This window comes from Agrobacterium sp. 22-3639C2 (assembly GCF_053522105.1).
Genome location: NZ_JBNWDB010000004.1, coordinates 271284 through 294234 on the forward strand (window position 1 = coordinate 271284; position 22951 = coordinate 294234).

Consider the following 22951-nt stretch of genomic DNA (forward strand, 5'->3'; position numbering starts at 1 on the left):
TCCCCACGATCCGCAACATGGGCCATGTTGTATCGACCGACCTAGATTTCCTTCGCAACATCAGAGGCCCATTCTCCGGCTGACCCCAATGCACAGATAAAGCTTGGCCAACTTTAGAGGCGTCCCCGGTCTTTGCAGCGGATTCAGCGGAGGCAATGGTTCCTACTGCAGTATCGTAGCCAGTCCCTACCGACGATAAGGGAAGTAAGCGGTCAACCTCGATAAGACGGCCCCAACTACATTTCTACAGACTCGGCGTATTCGATTTAGGCGAGACTCCGGAGTTATCTTGATCCGGCCAATAAGTGGCTCTTGATTGTCGCCGCGCGGCCGCGCAACGCGCTCGTTCCAAACCTCCGCGATCCATTTGATCTTCCTGTTGACTTTGGGGTTCGAAGTCGACTTGTCCAGCATCGTCTGAAGCTGGTCACGGATTTTTATCCCATCGACGTACAAATGGTGCGAGCGCACGGCAAGATTTTGTGGATCGGCCCGATTGAAGAGCGAGACTTCAAGAAAGAAATCTAGGTAGTGAAGGCCGTCTGAAGCACGAGCGATTCTAGCTTTTCGATATACTTCGGCGATCTCATCGATTGCAGCGAACTCGTCGCAAGCTCGAACGACGCTGTCGTCCAAAATGACCCGTGGGAAGTCGGCGACTTTACTTTCGAGTTCGTACGCGCTCAGAACACCGACGCCATACACGATCTCTTCGTCGTGGTGGGCCTGCCCTATTGTCACACCGCCGCGAACCAGAACACCAATATCAAGTAAATACCAAGTCAGTTCGTGGATGGCAAACAACAGTCGCCATAAGCCGCTAGCTGTCTTGTCTGCGGTCAGGATAATGCAGTCCGAAAAATTTTGAGCCCGGAAGCTGCTATCACCCTCCATGGGACCCCGGAGCACGCTGACTTGGCGGAGAGCATGAGCAATTCTTTGGCGCAATTCCGGATTGCGGTCCGCCTCGCGGACCAAGGCGCTAAACCCCAAGATATCTACGAACGCCACAACCCGCTCTCTATATTCTGCGGTCACCCTTTTTCCTTTACAAAAAATTTAAATGTCGACCATTTGGCATAGTCATGTAGTTCCTTATACTTCCTAGAGGAGCACCAATATTATTAAAACAACGAGGCGCAATTAATCATCGAACAATCCGCAGCTTGGCATTCCCGCTTACTTGTCAGGCTCGTCCATGTTGTTGCAGCAATTGGCTTAAGGCAACGAACCGAGGATCACGTTCAAGGTCCGGCATCGCAGCTCGTATTTTCTTGAGGCATTTATCGAGGGAGCCGAGTGACCAAATGACTTCTCGGCTGACGACCAGGTCAAGAAACTTTAGCGCTTCAGCAGGGAAGCGTGTAGCGAGACCATTTTCATTGAGGAGATGAAGCGCGTAATCTGCTTGTTCCGTTCTTTGAAGCCAGTCCTTGAGAGTTTCCAGTGCTTCAGGAAACTTGTCGCCCGTTGAGACAACCAACCGAGCAAAAGCTGCAGCAATCCCTGGTGTCAACAGGGCCTGCGACTTAGGCCAGACATACCTAAAATAGGGCTTAGCGCGGTTTTCCCAATACTCCTCGATTTTTCCACCCGAACTGTCCAGGCCATCGGTCACGGTCTGCAGTGCTTGAGCAAGCCCGGCTTCAGGAAGTCTGCTAGTCGCGAGAGAAAACTCGGATTTCAGGAAACCTTCCACGGAGTCGAGAGCTGAGAAAGTGAGCAGCCCCGCATACTGATCCGAAAGCTCCCCAAGCTCACCATAGTGTTTGGCCGTCTCTAAGAACTCATTCTTCAGTCTTCGCATCAGTGGCCAAAATAGCCTGGGAGACCAAAGGAAGCCTGACCAGGCGATTTTCGCTTCGTACTCAGACGAATTCCAGTCGAAGAGCGGCAGCAAGTTCTCCTTCGTCCACTCCTCATCCACTCGATAGAGCGAAATGGCATTTGAACATAGGAACAGCCGCCCATTTGCGAACGCCGCAATTCCCACATTGCACAGTGTCGTCAACAAAGGCGCAATATCTTCGTCGAGTCCCTGCCCATCATCCAAGTCCTGGGAATACCAGAGTTTGATCAGGCCTTCAGTCAACTCGCCGATGGGATTATTCAAAGCATCCAGAAGAGGCGAAGCGCCAGGGGCTTCCTGAATATCCCTATTATGGTCGAGAAGACGTCCGGCCAACCGTAGGAACGCAGTGCGATGCATGGCCGCGAATTTCCCGCAGGCCTGAAGCCAGTTGCTAAGACCCCGATTAATGTCTGACAGGACATTGTCCGGGGCATCGACAATTCTAGGGCCTACGCATCGCCACGAACGAGCCGCAAGGTCATCGCTCGACCAAGCTTGCAATGCCTGTCGCCAACGCGCCGTGACCCAATCACCTCCGTGTGCAAGCTCTAAAAGGGCGAGTGACGTTCTTGGAAAGTCTCGGCGGCATCGCTCCAAGAAGTCATCGCTATCGTGAAAATCGGCAGCTTCACGATGATTTTTGAGCCATTCTTTCAGCTCTCTACGACTTGCTGGCGCTGCTTCAAAGGCCTGCTCAAAGTTTCCAGCTTCCATATAGACCGGGAACTGATCCCTATCACGGACCTCTTCCCACTGGGGGTATCTTCCCCGAATTGATTCGAGTCTTGCTTGCGTCTGGGCATTAATTCGCCCTCCCGACTGCTGATACAAGGCCAGTATCCGCCAAGTTTCCCGGTCATTTCGCCGTTCCCTCCGATCCTCATCGCCCTGATCCCACGGCTGCTGGGGGTGATTGAGAACGGATGCGCTGAAATAATCGGCTTGCTGTTGGTCAAGAACAGGAGCAATTGCAGCAACGAGCTGCAGTGCCTCTCGTTGAGTTTCTATCGACCAGAGCCACCTTCCGTTATCGGCAAGTAGAGCGTCAACAGCCTGCTGCGGTCCGAATAGGTCGAGATGGGTTGCCAACGCGAAAAATCGTAGTCGTCGGAATATGACGTGTTCGAACTCGCCCCATCGATCAAACTCTCGAACAGCGCGGGCGGGAAAGTTCGCAACGTTGGCAAGCCACGCGTCACGCACAAAATCAATAAGCGCCGTCCAGTCTCTGAAGGCTCGGTTTTGCGGGTGTTCCGCGATAGAAGGGTGCTGGAAATGGGTTCGGTCTCTCTCCCCTTTCCCGCCATCCACCAAAACGGCTATATCCATCGCGTCGAGCAGCAGGTTTGTCGCATCAGTAAGGAGCAATGGCAGCGCGGCTTTCCAAGCCTGACTCTTGAACAAATCGCGCAAGGCATATGCGGTGTGGGCTCCGGGAAAAATAAGCTCCCAGTCTATGCTGCCGTCGCCCTGAACGCCGTCCTCCTCGTCGGATGGCCCGTACCCTTCCGAGATTTTCAAAAGGATGGTCAGGTGTTCCCTCAACCTTGAGCGGAGAAGTGGGGTAAGTCGCCCCTCCCTTTTCAGTTCCTCGCTCCAAGCGTAGAGGTCGGAAGGATCGTTTGGCTGGTAGAGCCTTCCCGCAAGCGCCACTTTCCAGTAGGCCTTCATGCTTGGAGATGTGACCACGCCATTTTCTAATGCTTCTCCGATAAGATACCGGAGATGATCTGAGATCGCGCCGCCTTGCTTCGAAAGCCATATCAGAGATCGCGGGTCATCTGCGTGCTTGGCGAACCAGCGAGCTATATTCCGCATCACATCGTCGGAGCTGTCCCAGAACCCGCGCCGACGTACAAGCCGCATCCAAGGCGCTCGATTATATGGTGAAGGGCGTTCAATCAGGCTGAACCTTAGCTTTTTGTCTTCCTCGACTGTAGGCGCGACCTGGAACCGCACCAAGTCCCTATGATTGAACGTGGCTTTCTCGAACTCCTCCAGCCATTCGAACGGAGCTGCCGGTGTAAGATCAGCGAATGCTTTTGCGGGCAGACCCGTCCTATCACTAAGAGCCCAAAGCATCCGTCCGACAAAATTGTCCTGCCGTGTGCTGCCTTGTGGCCGCGAACGCCCATGTCTAGAAATAATTCCTTCCTTGCCTCGCACCCCGTCTCGGTAGCTATCAGCCCAAGCTCTCAGTGTCCGATGAAGCAATGAATGTTCGTTGCTACTGTTGTACAGAATTGGCCGAACGTTTTTGGCTATCCATTCGTCGGCGACGTCGGCTTCCTTGCCCCGAGCATGCCCACCGAACGCATAAGCGTCAGGTGATTTTTCTCCGAGCAGACGGTCAGCGGCTAGTGCGTCCATCATATAACGGAGCACAGGATCATCGATACTGTATCCGACAAAACATAAAGTGTAGCCACGAAACAGCTCACTTACGAACCGCGAAGCCCAGCGCTCGGTCAAATAAGCCAGACCGAAATCACCACTGGAAACAACCAAACGCTCCAGGTCGCTGGCAGTTGGAGGTTCCGTCAGAAGGCCATGGAGATAAACGAGACCATCCCACTTCTGTTTCTTGGGCACAGGAAGAAGCGGAGCGCAATATGATGGATACTCAACTTTCAATTGCTTCATCGCCTCAATGAAGAGGCGGTCAAAGTTTGTCGTGATGAGCCTGATGCGATCATCACCAGTTTTACTCAAGGATAGTAGCGCCTCGTGGGTCGCTAGCGCATTTCGCTTTGCAAGATTGGGCGTCAAAATTTGAGCGATGGCAGTTCGAACGCGCTGACGGTGTCCCACCAGGCGGCTTTCTAAAAGACCAATCGCCGTGTCGAAGGATTTGTTAGTCAGCGCAGACTGTTCAACGGAAGATGGAACCTCGCCCAATTCGACGTATAGTCGATCCACAAGCCCACCAAAACCCGGCAGATCGGCTGGATATGATATCCCCGCTCCGCAAAAGAAGACGACCTGACCATCTTCGTGTGATTGGAGAAGTTCTTCCGGAATATTCGGGCCACTTGCTATGAACTGCACCTGATATTCTCCTGGATAATGGCCGATTTTTTTAAAGTAACACAGTAACACTCAAGCGCCATCCATGATGTATTAACATTTTTCACAGCTATTTAGGGCTGCCACTTGTTGTAAGATTTGCGCAGGCTAATTGAGGTTGAGCTTTTCACGTTGTGGCCGCGCTTACAGAACAATCCCGCCAATCGAAGCTCTAGTATGCACGAATATGACTGCGGCGGGTTCAGTCAGAAGAGGGGCTTATGGCGGAACGCCTGGGAACGTTTGTCTGGTTATCGACGGCCGCCGTTCATTTATCTAAACTGCATGGACAACGGAATCGCTTGCGCGACATCAATGTAACCTGCCGATCTTTCGGTCGCGCAGATAAAGCGCGGCGCTTCGTCTGTCTCGATGACCACCGCCGTCAGCCTGCCGGTTCCATATGCACCCGTGTCGACCGCGATCCGGTTGGGGTAAATTTCCGGTAGATCAGTCTCGGTCGGTGTGTGACCATGTACGATGATCTTTTCAAATTGACCGGTGTGATCGAGAAATTCATTGCGTATCCATCGCAGATCAAACGAATTCTGCACGTCGAGGGGAACACCCGGCCTGATGCCTGCGTGCACGAAGCAATGCTGTCCAACGACCACCTTAACGACAGCGTTTCTTAGTAGCGCATGATGATGCCCATAGTATTCATGGACGAACGCTACGAACTGCTGAACGGTCGGACTGTTGCCAGGAAGATACGATTGCACGGTCGCCAGACCACAATTCCCCTCCAACCAATTTACTGCATCTGTCGTCGTCAGAAGGCCTTTGAGAACGGTCGCTTCAAACCATGGCAACAACGCAGAAGGGCTGGATTATCTGGAAAGCTTCCTAATCGGTGCCATCGATGCGGCACTGGCTGCGCAGAACGCTGTTGCCGCTATCGATTCACTCGGTCTTGGTTCCTGCTACGTTGGCGGTATTCGCAACAGACCGGAAGACGTATCCCGCGAACTGAACCTGCCCGCCGAGACGGTTGCTGTCTTTGGCCTTACCGTAGGCTATCCCGACCCGAACGTGAAGACTGACGTCAAACCGCGCCTGCCACAATCTTCCATCCTGTTTCATGAAACCTATTCGGAGGCCGCACGGGATGATCTCGATTCCTATGACGCGGTGCTTAAGACGTTTCAGGAAAAACAGGGCCTGCCACAAAACGGCTGGACAGCGCCCATTGCCCAGCGCGTCAAGGACACCGATGCCCTGAAGGGTCGCGCGGAACTGAGCCAGACATTGCGTCGCCTGGGGTTCGGCATCAAATAATGTTCGACGAGATTGCTTCCGACTGGGTGTCGCCCCCACGATCCCTTGTTAGCCGTCGCGGTCGAAGACGCGGCCTGCCGATTTTTGCGCGTGTCTTAGGTGCGGTTATGGTTCTGGACGACGAAGCCAGTGCGCATTTCGTAGCGGCAATCGCGAGCCGAGCTCGCAAGCGCCCGGCAGAATGACGCGAAGCCCTCGCGGCTTATCGGGCGCGCAAGACCCCGGACTGTTAGACGCCCGGCCTTGGTCGGGCGTACAGAATGTCAGCTGAAGTCGGCAACAGGCAATCAGCGCTTGATGAAGACACCAGCCTTCATGATCATTGGCATATATGCGCCCTGATGGGTCAGCAATGTGAGATCCTCGAGAGGGTTGCCGTCGACCACAATCAGGTCGGCATAAGCCCCCGGCGAAACTGCGCCGATTCTGCCTTCCATGCGCAACAGACGGGCTGCGATATGCGTTGCCGATGCGATAACCTCTACTGCTGGCAGGACACGCCCGCGAATAACGAATTCTTCCGACTGATAAACATGCATGCCGCCAAGCAGATCGCTGCCATAGGCCATTTGCAGCCCGGCCTCACGCATGATGGTCAGCGATTCCATGCCTGCCAGACGCACGTCATCTACCTTTGCGATGGAGGCGGCAGGCAGCCCCATGGCGGCGCCTTCGCTGGACAATTTGTCATAGGTAACAAGCGTCGGGACGGCGAAAGCACCTTTTTCGGCGGCGAATTTTGCCGTTTCGCTGCCGATGAGGTTGCAATGTTCGAGCGAGTGAACACCGCATTCCACTGCGCGGCGAATGGCCTGGTCAGTATAAAGATGGGCCGAAACATAGGTTCCGGCATTTTCAGCTTCCTCAACGACGGCAAGGATTTCTTCACGGGAAAAACCGAGGAAATGAATGGGATCCGTGGGCGAAGATACGCCGCCATTGGCCATGATCTTGATGAAGTTCGCGCCGCTCTTCAGTTCTTCGCGCGCCGCTTTTCGCACGTCCGGCACGCCGTCACAGATGCGGCCCAACGCACCGAGCGCAAAGCCGCGTGTGCGCGTCTGGTCGTCATTATAGGGACCGCGATAATCACAGTGGCCGCCCGTCTGGGCCAGCGCCTTGCCGGAAATGTTCAGGCGTGGTGTGGGCCACGCGGCCTCAAGGGTTGCGGCCACGAGACCGGAGGTTGCACCGCCAACATCGCGAACGGTAGTAAACCCTCGCGCCAGCATCTCGCCCATGATTTTGAAGGCGCGCACCGTCACCAGCGCATCTGGCAGCATACCATTCTGGCCGAGATCGGCGGTTGAGGCAACGACGTGAACGTGAGCATCGATCAGGCCTGGCATCAGCGTCTTGCCTGAAAGGTCGATGCGCTGCGCCGAGGCAGAGGCAATGTTCTTTTCCACCTCGCGGATGGAACCGCCCTCAACTAGAACCTGAACGGGTTCGGACGGGCGGTCGGCGGTGCCATCGACGATGCGGGCATTTTCGAAAATAATAGCAGTCATAGGTTCATTCCTGGGAAAGTATCAGCGACGACGCGCTTCCAGATAGGCGGGGATGAGAAGCGGCGCCACGGCCTGCGCCTGGCGCAGATGCTCCTGCGTGTAAGCGCCGCTTTTGTCGAGCAGGTTCATGGTGCCGATTGTCTCGCCATCGTAAACGACGGGAATATTGATGACCGCGCCAAGTCCGAGGCTGAAAATCAGGTCGTGATCGTAAAAGGCCCAGATGATGGCTTCTCTGTCGGGACCCAGAAATGCCTCTTGGCGATCTATTACCTTTTCACCCCAAGGCGTTGGCCCCATCTGTTTGCGGCCGAAGACGGGGTAAGCCTCTTCGTTGGTCGAATAAACACGGGCGACCTCCTGACCGTCCCGGTAGAGGAGAGTGAAGAGGCCAAAGCCGATGGTTTCCGAGAGGTGTTTTTCCAGCGCCCTATACAGCGTTTGCGGCTGTCCGGGGCTTGAAAGAGCCGCGAGAAGATTGGTCAAGGTGATGTCTCCGTTTTGGGTGCGGGGGCGATACGTTCGGGCAAAAGACCCTGCGGGCGAAGATGCAGCACGCCCAGAAGCGCCAGTCCGACGAGAATTTCGCGCACCGCGGCGACTTGTCCAGGCTGGAGGCCGGGAAAGATTTCTCCAAGGAAGCGTGTCGCCTCAAGGAAGAATACGACGAGGTAAGCGCCGGCCAGCGCGCCGAGCGGCCGGCCGACACCGCCTGCGGTGACAGCCAGAAAGATGTAAATGGTAATCAGCGGCTGGAAGTGGTCGGGCGAGATATAAGTCTGGAAATGTCCGTAGAGTGCGCCCGCAAGTCCGGCGATCGCCGCGGAAAGCGCGAAGGTCTGGATCTTGAAGCGGGTAACATATTTGCCCGCGAATGTCGCCAGTTCCTGGTCCTCGCGAATAGCTTTGAGAACACGCCCGAAGGGCGATCCATCGATGCGTCGCATGGCGAGGAAGACGATGAGAACGATGACGCTGACGAGCGCAAGATAGAACAGGTTGAAACCGTCTATGCCGAGTTCGGCCCGGAAGGGTGCCGGAATGCCGGAAATGCCGTCGGAACCGCGGGTAAGCCAGCGTTCGTTCAGCGCGACCATGCGCACCACTTCCGCAAAGCCGAGCGTGACGATGGCGAGGTAGTCGCCGCGCAGGCGAATGGTTGCAAAGGTGGCGATGACGCCTGCCAGCGCGCCGATGACGCAGGCGAGCAGCATTGCCAGCGGTAGCGGAACCCCCGCTATCGCCACCAGTGCCGAAACATAGGCACCCACGGCGAAAAAGCCGGCAAGCCCCAGATTGACCATGCCCACGCCACCCCAGATGAGATTGAGGCTGAGCGCCAGCAGACCGTAAATGCCGCCGAGCGTGAGCGTGAAAAGCAGATACGACAGCATCAGGTGTTCCTTTCACCCAGTATTCCCGCAGGCCGCAGCGACAGGATAAGCAGGATTGTCGCGAAACCGACGGCGGAACGATAGGTGGCGGGCAGCACGAGAACGGCCAGTTCCTCGCCGATGCCGATCATCACCGCGCCGACGACGGCGCCGGGGATCGAGCCGAGCCCGCCCAGCACGGCGGCGGCGAAGATGGACAAGAGCAGGCGCGAGCCGGTCATCGGATCGATGGCCGTATCGAGGCCGAGCAGCACACCGCCAACGCCCGCCAGCCCTGCACCGAGAGCAACGGTGATCATGGCGATGCGCGAGGGATCCATGCCCAGCAATCTGCCGAGATCGGGATTATCTGCCACTGCCCGCATGGCTTTGCCGAAGCGTGTGAACCGCAGGAAGAGAAACACCGCCGCCATGATGGCAATGGCGATCGCCGCCGTCTGCAGCTGCTGCGGGCCGAGGCGCAGGCCGGAAAAACGCCAGTCGCGTGCGACAGGCAGATCGAAGCCCTGAAGATCATTGCCGAAAATGAAGCGGATGACATTTTCGAGAATGAGATTGACGGCAATTGAGGCGATGGCCACGGCCAGTGCGCCCGATGGCCGAAGCCTTGCGAGCGCCGTCTGCTCTGCCACGAGACCGACGATCCCGCCCGCCACGAAGGCGACGAGCGCCGATGGGAACACACCTAGCCCCAGCCTGGTATTGACATACCAGGCTGCAAAAGCGCCAACCGTGGCGTAGGCCCCTATGGCAAAGTTGACATAACGCAGCACGGCAAAGATCGCCGTGAGGCCAAGGGCGGGAATAGCGATGAGCATTCCCGTCATCATCCCGTTGAGTATCGCCTGAGCGAGGGTTGTCATCAATGCCTCACGCGATTTTCAGCAGCTTGAGCTTGCCGTCTTCCACCTGTTCGTAGCGGAACTGGCTGTCGGAAATGTCGCCGGTGTCGGTAAAGTCACAGGGGCCGGAGGCGCCCTCGTAATTGACGGCCTTGCCGGCGGCGATCAGCTTTAGGCCATCGAGCGCGTTATCCACGATTTCGCCGTCCTTGCCCTGGGAGACCGAACGGATGGCGTCGCGAATGGATTTTCCGTCCGCTGCACCAGCCTTAGCCATCGCCATGATGACGAGATTGGTCTGGTCATAGACCTGCGTTGTGTAGGGATCGGGATTTTCGACGCCGATCAGCGACACAAGCCGCTTGTAAGCGGTGGACGACTGCGCGGGTGAAGGCGCAATTGTGTAGATGCCTTCCACTATTTCCGCCGGGACACTGTCGATCAGCTTCTGGTTCACCGAATAGGCGAAGGCGATTTTTTTGCCTTCGTAGCCGGAGCGGTAGATGTCCTTCAGCAGAACGGTCGTATCGGCTGCGTAACCGCCAAGCACGATGACGTCAGGCTCATAGACGAGCATCTCGTCGACCTCACTGCGATAGGAGGGCTTCTTGTCGTCATAGATCATCGATTTGGTTTCACCGCCCGCTGCTGTCACGGCGGCGGTTATGTTGGTAAACTGGCTTTCGGCAAACGGCGTCTGTGGCGAGAAGAAGAATAGCTTCTTCACGCCCTGTTCGACGGCGAATTCGCCGAATTTGCGGCCCTGAAGAATGGTCGTCGGCTGGGTGCGGATGATGTAACCCTGGTGCGGCAGCGCGGTGATGGCGTCGGCACCCGATACGGTGGCAAGCAATGTACCGGATTCCCAGCAGATCGGCGCAACGGCTGTGGTGACGGAGGATGCCCATGTGCCGAGGATCGCCGAAACCTTGTCGACATCCACCAGTTTGCGGGCGGCGCGCACCCCCGCCTCGGGGTTGGTCTGGTCGTCTTCGGAAATGATTTCGATCTGACGACCGAGCACACCGCCTGCATTGTTGACCTCGGCGGCAACAGCCTGGATGGCCTTGACCATGACCGGGCCGTATGGACCGCCGGAACCGGTCAACGGCGTCAGCGCGCCAAGCCGGATCGGGCCTGTCTGCGCCAGAACGCCCTGCGGCAACAGGCCGGTTGCGGCCAGACCAGCGACGCTGCCCATGAAACCACGACGATTGATTTTAAAGCTGCTCATGCGTTGTTCCCTTTTTTTTAATAATGAATGTCAGGCAATTCGATGTCAGCCACCCAGAAACAGGCGACGGATTTCGGGGTCGGCGGCGAGTTCCGGGCCGCCGCCGGTGGCGGCGTTGCGACCGGTGACGATGACGTAGCCGCGTGTGGATATTTCGAGCGCCTCAAGAGCGTGCTGCTCGACCATCAGCACGGGCAGCCCGGACTGGTTCAGTTCGATGATAGCCTGAAACAGCTCTTCAGCCGCCTTCGGGGAAAGCCCGGCCGTCGGCTCGTCCAGCAGCAAAAGCTTCGGCTCGGTCATCAGGCCCATTCCCATTGCCAGCAATTGCCGCTGGCCACCGGACAGTGTACGCGCAAGCGCTTTGCGCTTGTCAGCAAGGATGGGATAACGACCATAGACGCTCTCGCGCCTTTGCGACATGCCGGAAGGATTACCGAAGCTGGCGATCTCGAGATTTTCCGCTACCGACATCGTACCAAAAACGTTTTTTTCCTGCATCACAAAGGCGAGGCCGGCTTTCGATCTGCCCAACGCATCTTTTCTGGTCAAATCCGCACCATTCATCACCACGCTGCCGCCTTTCAGCGGAACCAGCCCGGCGATCGCCTTTAGCAGGGTTGATTTCCCCGCGCCGTTGGGGCCGATGATTGTAACGATCTCGCCCGCATGCACCTCGACCGATGCGCCTTTGAGAATTTCCTCGGCGGCCCCGTAACCGGCCACCAGGCCTTCTGCCTTCAACATCGTCAATGCCTTCCGCCCAGATATGCTTCCTGAACCCGCTCGTCGGCGACGACGGTATCGAAACTGCCCTCGGTCAATTTGCGCCCTTCCGCCATGACGATGACCGGGTCGCAAAGGCTGCCAATCAGCTTCATGTCATGTTCGATGAGGCAGATTGTGACACCCTCGGCATTGAGGCTGCGCAAGTGATCGGCAATCTCCGCCGTCAACGTCGGGTTGACGCCCGCCATCGGCTCGTCAAGCAGCACGAGCCGCGGCTTCGCCATCAGCGCACGGCCTATTTCCACCAGTTTTTTCTGCCCGCCCGAAAGGGCAGTGACCGGATTGTCCAGAACGTGGGTGAGGCGCAACCGGCGGGCAATCGAGATGGCTTCCTCGGCAAGCTGCTCCTCGCGCCGCTTGCCGGCCGCGCTGCCGGTGATGCTGGCAAACAGGCCTTCGCCCGGATGATCCTGACCATAAAGCATCAGGTGCTGGAAAACGCTGAGTTTGGGAAAACCACGGGCAAGCTGAAAAGTGCGCACCAGGCCCGTCGATACTCTTTCCTGCGGGCTGAGGCGGGTTATGTCGACGCCCGCAAAGGTCACGGAGCCGCTGTCAGGCATGTAGAGACCGGAAATGCAATTAAAAAACGTCGATTTCCCGGCGCCATTCGGCCCGATCAGCCCGGTAATCGACCCGTCGATCACCTCGATGTCGACGCCGTTCAGAACCCGCACTCCGTAAAAAGCGCGCTCGAGATTTTTTACCTGAAGAAGAGGCTTCATGTCTGGCGCTCCGCATCATCGGCAAGCGTTGCAAAATAAGCCCTCACCTGTTGTTTCCAGAACGTCAGAAGGTTTTCGTAATAGGTCGGGTCTGCCGGTCGCAGCACCGTCTGGGCAATCATGCCCCGGATCAGGCACATGGTTGCGTTCATAACGATGCGTACGCTGGCCGGATCGACGTTGCGATAAGTCGCAAGCGCCGTCCAGATATCGTCCAGCCTGTCATGGAACTCCTGCACGACCGGAATGAGTCCGTTGCGAAAACCGGTATTGTGGCGCGCTTCCGGAAGGTATTCGAGCGTGACATAGAACAGTCGGTCGAACATCGTCTTCCAGAGATAATCGACGATCTCGTCGGTCGAGCCGCTACCGGACCCGAACGCGTCAGCAAAGTCTGCCAGCCGCCGATTGACGCTGGTCAGGTCATCGGCCACAGCGCCGATGACAAGGTCTTCCTTGCTGCTAAAATGATGGGTCAGCGCGCCGCGAGACACACCTGCCCTGCGGGCAATTTCGGGAGTGGACGTCTTGTTGAAACCCGTTTTGTACAGGAGATTAATCGTCGCATCGAAAATGGCCTTGCGCGTATCCTCAGACCGCTCACTTTGTGTGCGTTTACGCCGAGCCGGCTGCTGCAGCTCCTTCCCAGTTACCATCAGTTCCCTCGTGTCGTTCCGACTACTTTTTGTGCATTTGTTTTTGCTGCCGCATTCCGGGCACAACTCAAATCTGCACTAAACTTACAAACAATCAAGCCTGTTTTAAAGTGCGCGATTTCTTATTTGGAGGCATTGGGAATTGGCGACAGATCGTCGGGTCCTGGTGGGGCTGAAATCCGCGTAGCGTCAGCGTCAGTCCGTTTTGACACCGCAATACAGACTGCCTCGTTGGCAGGGACGAGGCCTTCTATTTCACGCAGGATCGCAAGGAGTTATGTCTTGTCACGACTGCTCGTTTACATGAAAAGACCTTCGGCTTTTGCCGCATAAGGGAGCGGGACGGCCAGGATTTTTCCTTTGGATTTGACGCGCTTTAGATCTGATTTTTTGCGCTCTACGAGCAGATCAAGTTCATTTTAGCTCAATGGCGCGGGACAAACATGCCGGTGCTTGAAACGTAACGCGAGACGTCGACTCGAGTTCGGGCGAGGGTATCCTCCCCGATTGGCGGTTTTCTCTGCTATGTAACTTTGCCTTGCTTGGCCAGGAAATCGAGAAGAGCTCGCACTCTTGAAGGCAGCGGACCACCCTGCCCGATATGAATGGCATGAAACTCCTCCCGTTCCCCAGGATTATACTCGTCGAGCAACGGCACCAGCCGGCCGGCCTTCAAATCATCGCGTATCGTGAAGTTGGCGAGACGGGCAATTCCATTTCCAGCGAGTACCAGCTGTCGCAGCGCCTCGCCGTCATTGGCCTGGACACGGGCGACGACTGGGGCAAAAATCGTCGCGCCTGCCGATATTAACGGCCAGCCATCCATCGAGCGGGTGTAACCAAGGCCCAGCCTGTCATGCTTTTCAAGTTCCTCGATAGTCCGGGGCAGGCCACGCCGGTCGACATAGGAGGGAGCAGCGACGATTGTCATTGCAGTATCGCCAAGCCTACGCGCGATGAGGCTCGAACTTTTAAGCGGGCCTGCTCGAACCGCAACGTCCATTCGCTCCTCAAGCAGATCGACGACAAGGTCGCTTTGCACGATATCGACGGTAATCGCAGAATATCGCTCCAGGAATTCCGGGAGTATGCCGGCGAGGACATGGGTGGCATAGGAGGCGCTGGTGCTCAGGCGGAGGCGGCCACTGGGCACCTCACCCGCACTGGCGATCCGCTCGGCATCTTCGATGTCTGCCAGGATACGCGTGGCGCGCTCGAAAAAGACGCAGCCTTCCGAAGTCAACTTGAACACGCGCGTCGAGCGATTGATGAGACGGGTACCCAGCCGCGCCTCCAGTCTCGCGACCAGTTTGCTCACCGCCGACGGTGTCATTCCGACGCAGCGAGCAGCTGACGAGAAGCCACCACGCTCGACAACCTGCACGAAGACTTCCATTTCTCCAGATCGATTGACTTCCGCTCGAGCCATCTGGTCCCTGATTTCACAAATGTTGTTCCCGCCCGCAATCTATATCACGAAAGCCGGATCTCCTATCTCTTCCCCATCAGGTGGCGCAAGTCGCTTCCATTTCTCAAGAAAGGAAGACCAGATGGAATATCGTTCTCTTGGCCGATCAGGCCTCAAAGTCTCGGTCCTGAGCTTTGGTGCAGGCACGTTTGGAGGGGCAGGTCCCCTTTTCAGTGCTTGGGGCACGACCGATGTCTCCGAGGCAAGGCGACTTATCGATATCTGCGTTGAAGCAGGCGTTAATCTGTTCGATACCGCAGATGTCTACTCGAACGGTGCATCGGAGGAGGTGCTGGGTGCAGCGCTGGAAGGTCGTCGCGAGACCGTGCTGATATCGACGAAGACCAGCCTGCCTATGGGAGAAGGGCCGAACGATGCGGGTTCCTCCAGGTTTCGCTTGATCAGATCGGTCGAAGACGCACTACGCCGGCTTCGGACGGACTATATAGACATTCTGCAACTTCATGCCTACGACGCCCGGACACCCGTCGAAGAAGTCTTGTCGACGCTTGATACGCTCGTTCGGGCGGGAAAGGTCCGCTACGTCGGCATTTCGAACTTTTCGGGATGGGAAATCATGAAGTCGCTGGCGGTTGCCGACGCGTACGGATGGCCTCGCTACATTGCCAATCAGGTTTACTATTCCCTTCTCGGCCGAGACTATGAGTGGGATCTGATGCCACTGGGTATGGATCAAGGCCTTGGAGCACTAGTCTGGAGTCCGCTTGGCTGGGGGCGGCTCACGGGAAAGATTAGGCGCGGCGCTCCCCTGCCGGAGAGCAGTCGTCTTCACGAAACCGCAAGCTTTGGTCCTCCGGTCGATGAGGAGCATCTCTACCGCGTCGTTGATGCCCTTGAAGACGTTGCAAGACAACTCGACAAAACAGTTGCGCAGGTGGCGCTCAACTGGCTTACAGGCCGGCCCACGGTGTCTTCCATTATCATGGGAGCGCGAAACGAAGAGCAGCTCCGGCAGAACCTCGGAGCGGTCGGTTGGCATCTCACCGATGATCAGATTGTTCTCCTGGACAATGCGAGCGTCTTGACGCCGCCATATCCGCATTTCCCCTATCATCGTCAGGAAGGCTTTGCCCGTCTTAATCCGCCGATGGTAGGTTCCAAGATGCGTGAATGTTGAGCGTAATGTTGCGATTAATGTGGTGGATACGGCTGCAAAAGTTATGCAGAAAGACCAACCCACAACAGCGGTGAGAATACCAGCGCTATTGGCGCTGCGTTACTTTGTCGGCTGAGACCGTGCGCTCAGTTTATGTCCGTCCGGATCACGAACATAAGCGACGAAGGCCCCGTTCGCGCGCTCATTCGGCGGGCTCTCGATCGATGTGCCGCCGTGCATAACACCGGCGTCGTGCCACGCCAGAACATGCTCGCGGCTCAGGGCGGCGATTCCGATTGTCCCGCCATTGGCAACGGTCGCCGCCTTGCCGTCGATCGGTTTCGTGATCATCAGCCGTCCGCCTTCGTGGACATAAATCAGTCTGCCTCTCGCATCCATCTCGCCGGGCCTGCCGCCCAATGCAGCGAACGTGGCGTCGTAGAAGTTTCTTGACCGCTCCAGATCATTACTTCCGATCATGATGTGCGTGAACATGGTCTCATCTCCCGTAAGGCAGCGCGCTGGCAGCAGGGGGCGAGCTCCCCCAGAGCCAGGAGCTCGTTTGTATGCTTTCACCGTACACCGTCCTGAGGGCCTCGCAAAGCATGGCGAATTTGATGGAATTATCGTCCCAAGGCTTTCTCAAAAGAGTGGAGGAAATGTATTCAAGAAACAGCGGGCCGTCAGCCTTCCACCGTCTGGCCCGTGCGATGCGAAATCCCACATTCATCGATCAGGTCGCGAATACGCTGCGCGACGAAGATTGCATGCTCTGTAACCTGCGGCAGCCCCATCAGTTCTCCGAAAGTGCCGCGTGCAAGCGGCCCGGCAATAAAGAGTGAAGTCGTGCTCTCGCCTGAAGCCGATACGGGATTAGACTTGGCATCAACCAAGATGCCAAGCCCGGTCGGGCAGGGTTGCAACAGGCCCGCCTGCTCAAGTTCTCGAAGCATGGCTTGGCTTTGAAGAATGCCGCCATGCGCCGGGCCCGTGGTGACGACGATCGCATCGACATCAAGCGTTTCGAGAGACTTGGCGCGCTGGGGTCGCAACGTCACCCTGTAGCCGGCGTCTATCCGTGTCACGGAAGAAAGCGAGGCAGCCCGGACATCCATTTGGCCGCTCGCGATCGCCTGCTCCACAGCAGCCTCGACTTGCGGCGCGATGCGAAAGCGATGCACATCCCAGACCGGCCGCAAGTGTCGGGCAACGCGCCGTCTCTCAATGACAGGCAGATTTCCCCATATGTCCCTCCCCTGCGCCCTCAGCGCATCCACGACGCTATGCCACGTCATTCCCCGTTCCTCTGCTTCTCGCAGCGTTTGGCGAACCTTATGGAGCAACTTGCTTGCAGAGGTGAACGGTTCAGACAGGAAATCGCCGAAAGGCTCCTGCCCGACGGGGCCATGGCCGCGAGACCGCAAGCCCCTGCGAGAGAAAGACGTTATCTGGCCGACATGGCCCCGTCTCTTGAGCGAGGCAACCACATCGGCGGAGGTCAAGCCATTTCCGACGATGAGAACACGATCTCCAGTCTCGACGGCGTCGATCGCATCGGTCACGGTGACATCCGCAATCAGCTTGGGATCATCTTTGAAGGGCTGAAGCACCCGAGGCAAAGAAGGTGGTGGATGGCTGACGGCCAGCACGACTATATCCGCAATGAGCGCTGTACCGTCAGCCCCCGCAATCTCATAGCGGTTTCCTTTTTGTGACACCGAGATCGCTTTGGTCCGCCACTGTCTGATACGGCCGTCATCCAAAAACGGTTGAATCCGTGCCGAGACGTATTCGCCGAAGACAGACCGCTTGGGATAAGGCAAGCCATCGTGTCCTATGAGCTCGGCATCGTCTCGGGTCGGAATACCGCCAACATAACGCTCGAAATCATCGGGAATATCCGGAAACAACGTCATTCTTGCAGCGGGAACGTTGACCCGATGCGCCGGATCGGTTGCGCTATAGGCCAAGCCGCGGCCCAACTCCGATCGAGGTTCGATGACGACAACGGATGTATCAGTCGGATATCCGATACCCGCTACCAGATGCATTGCCATTGCCGCGCCGGTGAAGCCACCGCCGACAACTGCCACGGTCAGGCGGGCAGAAGCTATGGGAACAAGAGAGTTCATTGCCTCTACGTTCTCCCCAAGGAGATCTGTGCCCTGCACGATTGGAAGGCCCTAAAAAGCGTTTTCCGCTTCCTGCGCATAAGGCTCATCGTCACCACTATTCTATGTTCCCGAAGTTTCCAGCAAAGCTCCTCGTTACGGGGCGCTTGATTGGAAACGCGCTTGAGGGGCACCGTCTCATCACGTCACTATATCTCATTACTGCTGGCGGATGTAGCAAGATCAATTGCCAACCGGGGCGCCTTGCGCGCCCCGGGCTCCAGAGTTTACTCAGCTCCAGGCGTGAAGTGGCGGCTTCTCGCCATTGAGGAAGTACTTGCCGAGGATGGAATATTTCCACCGGACCGGATCGTGCAGCGTGTGGGTACGGGCATTGCGCCAATGGCGATCGAGGTGATGCTCTGCAAGCGTGGAGCGGGTGCCTGCAAGTTCGAACAGCTTGTTGGTCGCCGTAATGGCAATCTCTGTCGAGAGAATTTTCGCCTCGGCCGTCACGATCTGTGCTTCGGCGACCGTGTCAGCATTCGGGCTCTGGATGGCGCGATCGATGGCATAACCGGCTTTTTCAAGCAGCGCCTGGGCCGCATGCAGTCGCAGCGTCAGATCGCCGACAGCCTGGATCGTGTAGGGGTCATCCCAGGCATGATCTACGCCGCTATCCACCCATGCGCGGCTCTTGGTGCGCACGAAGGAGATGGTTTCATCGATTGCCGCCTGCGCTATACCCGTATCCACCGCGACCTGGATAATCTGGAAAATCGCACCATCCGCGGTGGGTTCCGCATAACCCTTGTAGCCGGGAACCAGATGGGTTTTCGGCACTTTGACATTGTTCAGGATCACCGTACCGGACAGCGTCGTGCGCTGCCCGAAGGATGACCAGTCGTCGATGACGGTCAATCCGGGTGCATCCCGCTCGGCAATTGCATACCAGGCGCGGCCTTCATCATCGAGCGCAACGATGGGCACGAGATGGGCGAGAAGTGCGCCGGAGGAGTAGAATTTCTGGCCGTTGACGATCACATGGTCGCCCGCATCGACGAACTTCGTTTCGAAGTCCGCCGCCCGCTTGGAACCGAATTCGGAGAAGGCATTGCCGAAGCGTGTGCCGCGCAGCACTTCTGCGAAAAGCAGCGTCTGCTGAGCCTCATCAGACACCGTCCGGATCGCGGCAACGACGCCGAGATGGTTCTGCGCGATCTGGCCAATCGAGGAATCGGCTGCGGAGACGATCTCGATCACCTTGGCGAGCGTCGCATAGGAGACTTCAGGACCGCCGAACTTCTTCGGCACGTTGATCGACCAGAGCCCGCTTTGCGAGAAGGCATCGAGTTCCTTTACCGGCCAGATGCGATCGCGATCGCGAATGGCTGCGCCGGGGGCAATTTCGGCGGCGAGTTTCTTCGCGACTTCGATTGCTTCGGCATCGCTCTTGATGATGTGTGCCGGCTCACTCGGCCGCGGCACGGCGGGAACGCCTTGAGCCGCATCTTTCGTCTTCACGTTGGAAATGGTCATGCCATGTCTCCTCTTTCCTTTGATTTTCAGTGAATATGCGTGACGAGCGCGGCTGGCTTCTGGCCCAGATAGAAGGCTTTCACGTCATCGCGCGCCTTGAGTTCGGCGGCCGTGCCTGACAGCACGCTCACGCCGTTTTCCAGAACGATGGCCCGGTCGGCATAGGTCAGCGCGACTGCCGAGTTTTGTTCAGCGACCAGGATCGAAAGACCTTCTTCGCGATTAAGGCGCTTCAGCGTGCGGAAAATATCCTGCACGATGAGAGGCGCCAGCCCCATTGACGGTTCGTCGAGGACAAGCAGCCGCGGCCGCGACATCAGTGCCCGGCCGATGGCCGTCATCTGCTGCTCGCCGCCCGAAGTGAGGCCGGAAAGCACCCGGCGCTTTTCCTTAAGTCTTGGGAAATGCGTGTAAATTTTTTCAAGGTCGGTCGCGATTTCAGTGCGCGTGGCGGATCGGCCAAGGCCGCCGGAGACCAGGTTTTCCTCGACCGTCAGTGTCTTGAAGCAATGGCGACCTTCGAGCACCTGCACGAGACCGAGACGGACAAGGCTTGCCGGGGTTTCGCGCGTGACATCACGACCGTCAAACAGAGCATGACCGGCGAGCACCTGCCCCCGTTCGGCCGGAAGGAGGTTGGAAACCGCCTTCAGCGTCGTCGTCTTGCCAGCGCCGTTCGCACCGAGAACGGCAAGGATCTCCCCCCGTCCGAGCGAAAAAGTGACCCCATGCAATGCGGTGATGGCATGATTGTAGGTTGCGTGGAGCCCCTCCACGGCAAGCAGCCTGTTCCCCTCGGTCATCACGATCTCCTTGGCGCTTTTCGGGATGTTGTGGCCGGACACGGGGAGACCCTTGCCCGACCACGCGAACATCAGTTCGTCACGGAATTCGCATCTTCCGACGTGCGAAGCTTGATGCCCTTTTCAGCCGCATAGGCCTCGGACGACTTCTCGATGATCGGGCGCAGCAGGGCCCAGTCCGGTGCGATCCAATCGGAAACCACGTTCCACTTCTTGCCGTCCCACTGCTGGAACGTCACGTAGCCGTTACCCTCATGGTTATCCCAAGTGACATTGATCGAGTGGAAGAGATCCTTGGCGCCCAATGCCTCGACACGGGCTGGATCAAGCTGCAGATGCTCGAAGCCCCAGCGAACTTCGTCGCCGGTCAGGGTGCGCTTGCCGAATTTCTCCTGGGCGATCCGCACCGCCTCGACATTAAGAATACCGTTGACGATACCGAGATTGTGATAGACGGAGCCGATGCGGCTCTTGTCATCAAGGTTGCCCTTGCCGGCGTCATAGACGGTTTTCACGATTTCCTTGACCACCGGATATTCGGCACCGGATGCCTGGGTGGTGATGGCGGTATAGCCTTTGGCAGCGTCGCCGGCGGGAATAACGTCCTCTTCCGAGTTGGACCAGACATTGCCGATGATGCGATCCACCGGGAAACCGGTCTTCGCCGCCGTCTTCAACGCCACCGGGTTCATGACGCCCCAGCCGCGCAGCACGACATAATCCGGCTTGGCACGGCGGATCGTCAGCCACTGCGACTGCTGCTCGTTGCCCGGATGCGGGACTTCGATCTGCTGGAGGTCGAAGCCATACTTCTTGGCCAGCAGGTCATAGATCGGGATCGTTTCCTTGCCATAGGGAGAGCCGTGGTAGAGCACGACGATCTTCTTGCCCTTCAGTCCTCCAACCCCGCCTTCCTTGGATGCAATGTAGTTCACGATGCCGGAGGTTTCGCTGTAGGGATTGAGCAGCAGCGGGAAGACATAGGGAAAAACACGGCCGTCAGTCGAATCCGTGCGGCCGTGGTTGATGGTAATGAGCGGTACCTTGTCTTGGGTGATGCGGTCGATCATGGCATAGGCTATGCCGACCGACAGCGGGTTCCAGGCCGCAACGCCGGGATTGCTCTTCAGGCGTTCATAAGCTTCGACCCCTCGCTCAACTTCGTACTGGGTTTCGGCTTCGGACCATGTCAGCTTGACGCCGTTGATACCGCCGTCCCTGATGTTGACGAGATTGAGATAATCGATGAATCCGCCGAAAAAACCCGTGCCGCCGGCTGCATAAGGCCCGACGCGGTAGCTTTGCAGGGGGAAGTACTGTTCATCGGCCATGGCCGGGGAGGCGATGGCGGCGAGGCTGATGCCGGCAGCAAAGGCTGCTGCTTTGATTTTCGTGTAGAAGGTCATATCTGGACACACTCCGTCTGTCGGCTGGCGCTCGGCCATCCGTGTTGGTTTCAGGAATTCATTGCTGATAAGCTTTTCTTGTTGGAAGCCTTTGCCTGTCAGGGCCGGCTTCGAGGGGTTCACGCCCGCCTGACGGCAGCCGTAATGCGTAACTTCAAGCGATCCCACAATGATACGAGGCCGTCAGGTTCCAGGATCAGAAACAGAATGATCAAGGCGCCGAGAACGATGCGCTGCGTCATATCGAGCACTCCGGAATTAAAGACATCGCCCAATAGCAAAGAGCCAAGCCGTGAGAGGACGAGCGGAAAGACGACGATCAAAGCCGCGCCGAAGAAGGCACCCCGGATCGAGGCAAGCCCGCCGATTATGACGATGAAGAGTATTTGGAACGAGCGGTCGAGATTGAAACCGGCCGGCTCCACCGTGCGAAGATAGGCAAAAGCCCAGATTACCCCGGCAACCCCGACGATGAAGGACGAGATTGCAAAGGCGAGCAGCTTGGTGCGCAGCACCGGAATGCCGATGATGCGTGCGGCGGTCTCGTTGTCGCGCACGGCAATGAAGTTGCGGCCGGTCTGCGACGATACCAGGCGGTAGGCGAGGAACGTGAGGACGGCGACAATGGTCAGCGCGAAGAGATAACGCCCGATCGGCCCTTCGAAAGAAATCCCGGCCAGCGATAGCGCTGGCGCATCGATCACGCCGGATGCGGATTCGTTCGAGAACCAGCTGAATTTCGTTAACGCCCATTGCACGAAGAACTGCGCCGCAAGAGTCGAAACGGCGAGGTAGAAACCGCGCAGTCGCAGGCTCGGCAGGCCAAAAACTATGCCGATAGCTGCGGCGGAAAGACCGGCAAGTACAATCGAAACAATAAGCGGCAGCGCATCGATACGCAGATTGAAATTGTATGCCGCGAAGGCACCGACGGCCATGAATGCGGCCGAACCAAGCGAGACCTGACCCGCATAGCCAGTCAAAAGGTTGAGACCAACCCCGGCAAGGCTGAGCGCAAGAAACGGCAGCAGGATTGCCTCGAAGAGGTAACTGGTGCCGACGAACGGCACGACGAGATAAGCAACGGCGAGCAATGCCACCGTGCCGGCATGGCGCGGCAGGGAGAACGACGATGAAAGATCGGCTGTAACGGCGGACAT

Annotated in this window: 20 protein-coding genes; 2 read left to right on the forward strand and 18 right to left on the reverse strand. The window is 57.3% G+C overall.

From position 1 onward, the window contains the following. Positions 1-186: 186 nt before the first annotated feature. From ACQZ6D_RS18565 to ACQZ6D_RS18575, 3 genes are all read right to left on the reverse strand, one after another. Positions 187-1038, reverse strand: coding sequence for a hypothetical protein (locus ACQZ6D_RS18565; RefSeq protein WP_174004306.1), 852 nt, complete (start codon positions 1036-1038; stop codon positions 187-189). A gap of 148 nt (positions 1039-1186) precedes the next feature. Beyond that, positions 1187-4951 carry an anti-phage defense-associated sirtuin Dsr1 gene (dsr1, locus tag ACQZ6D_RS18570; RefSeq protein ID WP_448730335.1) on the reverse strand — a complete coding sequence of 1255 codons (3765 nt, stop codon included), beginning with the start codon at positions 4949-4951 and terminating at the stop codon, positions 1187-1189. 239 nt (positions 4952-5190) lie between these two features. Next, a complete protein-coding gene (locus ACQZ6D_RS18575) occupies positions 5191-5508 on the reverse strand; it encodes a hypothetical protein (RefSeq protein WP_174004310.1) in 318 nt (105 codons plus the stop codon). 193 nt (positions 5509-5701) lie between these two features. Here ACQZ6D_RS18575 and ACQZ6D_RS18580 point away from each other — a divergent pair, with 193 nt between their 5' ends. Next, complete coding sequence (locus ACQZ6D_RS18580) at positions 5702-6196, forward strand: nitroreductase family protein (protein WP_236762750.1); 495 nt, start codon at positions 5702-5704, stop codon at positions 6194-6196. Between the two features lie 287 nt (positions 6197-6483). Here ACQZ6D_RS18580 and ACQZ6D_RS18585 read toward each other — a convergent pair whose 3' ends face one another. The 9 genes from ACQZ6D_RS18585 to ACQZ6D_RS18625 form a co-directional block, all read right to left on the reverse strand. Beyond that, a complete protein-coding gene (locus ACQZ6D_RS18585; RefSeq protein WP_448730334.1) occupies positions 6484-7707 on the reverse strand; it encodes an amidohydrolase family protein in 1224 nt (407 codons plus the stop codon). Positions 7708-7728: 21 nt separating this feature from the next. Continuing rightward, a complete protein-coding gene (locus tag ACQZ6D_RS18590; protein ID WP_019567208.1) occupies positions 7729-8193 on the reverse strand; it encodes a GAF domain-containing protein in 465 nt (154 codons plus the stop codon). Next, positions 8190-9101 carry a branched-chain amino acid ABC transporter permease gene (locus tag ACQZ6D_RS18595; RefSeq protein WP_448730333.1) on the reverse strand — a complete coding sequence of 304 codons (912 nt, stop codon included), beginning with the start codon at positions 9099-9101 and terminating at the stop codon, positions 8190-8192. The genes ACQZ6D_RS18590 and ACQZ6D_RS18595 overlap by 4 nt, the downstream gene beginning before the upstream one ends. Continuing rightward, entirely contained in the window at positions 9101-9964 is an 864-nt protein-coding gene (locus ACQZ6D_RS18600; protein WP_019567206.1) for a branched-chain amino acid ABC transporter permease, read from the reverse strand. The genes ACQZ6D_RS18595 and ACQZ6D_RS18600 overlap by 1 nt, the downstream gene beginning before the upstream one ends. Before the next feature lie 7 nt (positions 9965-9971). Beyond that, entirely contained in the window at positions 9972-11177 is a 1206-nt protein-coding gene (locus ACQZ6D_RS18605; protein ID WP_448730332.1) for an ABC transporter substrate-binding protein, read from the reverse strand. Between the two features lie 45 nt (positions 11178-11222). Beyond that, entirely contained in the window at positions 11223-11924 is a 702-nt protein-coding gene (locus ACQZ6D_RS18610) for an ABC transporter ATP-binding protein (protein ID WP_003519309.1), read from the reverse strand. A gap of 2 nt (positions 11925-11926) precedes the next feature. After that, positions 11927-12691, reverse strand: a complete 765-nt coding sequence (locus ACQZ6D_RS18615) for an ABC transporter ATP-binding protein (RefSeq protein ID WP_025591729.1) — start codon at positions 12689-12691, stop codon at positions 11927-11929. Further along, positions 12688-13347 (reverse strand): TetR/AcrR family transcriptional regulator, encoded by a 660-nt coding sequence (locus ACQZ6D_RS18620; RefSeq protein ID WP_174066556.1) that lies wholly within the window; start codon positions 13345-13347, stop codon positions 12688-12690. The genes ACQZ6D_RS18615 and ACQZ6D_RS18620 overlap by 4 nt, the downstream gene beginning before the upstream one ends. 523 nt (positions 13348-13870) lie before the next feature. Next, positions 13871-14776 carry a LysR family transcriptional regulator gene (locus tag ACQZ6D_RS18625; RefSeq protein ID WP_448730331.1) on the reverse strand — a complete coding sequence of 302 codons (906 nt, stop codon included), beginning with the start codon at positions 14774-14776 and terminating at the stop codon, positions 13871-13873. 121 nt (positions 14777-14897) lie between these two features. Between ACQZ6D_RS18625 and ACQZ6D_RS18630 the strand changes: the two genes are divergently transcribed. Beyond that, on the forward strand, positions 14898-15953 hold the full coding sequence (locus ACQZ6D_RS18630) for an aldo/keto reductase (protein WP_448730330.1): 1056 nt from the start codon (positions 14898-14900) through the stop codon (positions 15951-15953). Positions 15954-16052: 99 nt separating this feature from the next. Here the strand turns inward: ACQZ6D_RS18630 and ACQZ6D_RS18635 are convergent, their stop codons facing one another. From ACQZ6D_RS18635 to ACQZ6D_RS18660, 6 genes are all read right to left on the reverse strand, one after another. Continuing rightward, on the reverse strand, positions 16053-16427 hold the full coding sequence (locus ACQZ6D_RS18635) for a VOC family protein (RefSeq protein WP_448730329.1): 375 nt from the start codon (positions 16425-16427) through the stop codon (positions 16053-16055). A gap of 188 nt (positions 16428-16615) precedes the next feature. Further along, complete coding sequence (locus tag ACQZ6D_RS18640; protein WP_448730328.1) at positions 16616-18064, reverse strand: FAD/NAD(P)-binding protein; 1449 nt, start codon at positions 18062-18064, stop codon at positions 16616-16618. Positions 18065-18334: 270 nt separating this feature from the next. Beyond that, on the reverse strand, positions 18335-19582 hold the full coding sequence (locus ACQZ6D_RS18645; RefSeq protein ID WP_025591738.1) for an SfnB family sulfur acquisition oxidoreductase: 1248 nt from the start codon (positions 19580-19582) through the stop codon (positions 18335-18337). Between the two features lie 26 nt (positions 19583-19608). Then, entirely contained in the window at positions 19609-20385 is a 777-nt protein-coding gene (locus tag ACQZ6D_RS18650) for an ABC transporter ATP-binding protein (protein WP_448730401.1), read from the reverse strand. Between the two features lie 71 nt (positions 20386-20456). Beyond that, complete coding sequence (locus tag ACQZ6D_RS18655; protein ID WP_448730327.1) at positions 20457-21791, reverse strand: ABC transporter substrate-binding protein; 1335 nt, start codon at positions 21789-21791, stop codon at positions 20457-20459. A gap of 119 nt (positions 21792-21910) precedes the next feature. Further along, positions 21911-22951: a branched-chain amino acid ABC transporter permease gene (locus ACQZ6D_RS18660; RefSeq protein WP_448730326.1), complete on the reverse strand. Its 1041-nt coding sequence runs from the start codon at positions 22949-22951 to the stop codon at positions 21911-21913.

Bases quoted from the DNA above. Each gene is read 5' to 3' on its own strand.
- ACQZ6D_RS18655 (WP_448730327.1), bottom strand. From the start codon at position 21,791: ATGACCTTCTACACGAAAATCAAAGCAGCAGCCTTTGCTGCCGGCATC.
- ACQZ6D_RS18615 (WP_025591729.1), bottom strand. From the start codon at position 12,691: ATGAAGCCTCTTCTTCAGGTAAAAAATCTCGAGCGCGCTTTTTACGGA.
- ACQZ6D_RS18645 (WP_025591738.1), bottom strand. From the start codon at position 19,582: ATGACCATTTCCAACGTGAAGACGAAAGATGCGGCTCAAGGCGTTCCC.
- ACQZ6D_RS18630 (WP_448730330.1), top strand. From the start codon at position 14,898: ATGGAATATCGTTCTCTTGGCCGATCAGGCCTCAAAGTCTCGGTCCTG.
- ACQZ6D_RS18620 (WP_174066556.1), bottom strand. From the start codon at position 13,347: ATGGTAACTGGGAAGGAGCTGCAGCAGCCGGCTCGGCGTAAACGCACA.
- ACQZ6D_RS18585 (WP_448730334.1), bottom strand. From the start codon at position 7,707: ATGACTGCTATTATTTTCGAAAATGCCCGCATCGTCGATGGCACCGCC.
- ACQZ6D_RS18610 (WP_003519309.1), bottom strand. From the start codon at position 11,924: ATGTTGAAGGCAGAAGGCCTGGTGGCCGGTTACGGGGCCGCCGAGGAA.
- ACQZ6D_RS18600 (WP_019567206.1), bottom strand. From the start codon at position 9,964: ATGACAACCCTCGCTCAGGCGATACTCAACGGGATGATGACGGGAATG.
- ACQZ6D_RS18635 (WP_448730329.1), bottom strand. From the start codon at position 16,427: ATGTTCACGCACATCATGATCGGAAGTAATGATCTGGAGCGGTCAAGA.
- ACQZ6D_RS18650 (WP_448730401.1), bottom strand. From the start codon at position 20,385: ATGACCGAGGGGAACAGGCTGCTTGCCGTGGAGGGGCTCCACGCAACC.
- ACQZ6D_RS18640 (WP_448730328.1), bottom strand. From the start codon at position 18,064: ATGAACTCTCTTGTTCCCATAGCTTCTGCCCGCCTGACCGTGGCAGTT.
- ACQZ6D_RS18605 (WP_448730332.1), bottom strand. From the start codon at position 11,177: ATGAGCAGCTTTAAAATCAATCGTCGTGGTTTCATGGGCAGCGTCGCT.
- ACQZ6D_RS18595 (WP_448730333.1), bottom strand. From the start codon at position 9,101: ATGCTGTCGTATCTGCTTTTCACGCTCACGCTCGGCGGCATTTACGGT.
- ACQZ6D_RS18660 (WP_448730326.1), bottom strand. From the start codon at position 22,951: ATGTCCGCCGTTACAGCCGATCTTTCATCGTCGTTCTCCCTGCCGCGC.
- ACQZ6D_RS18625 (WP_448730331.1), bottom strand. From the start codon at position 14,776: ATGGCTCGAGCGGAAGTCAATCGATCTGGAGAAATGGAAGTCTTCGTG.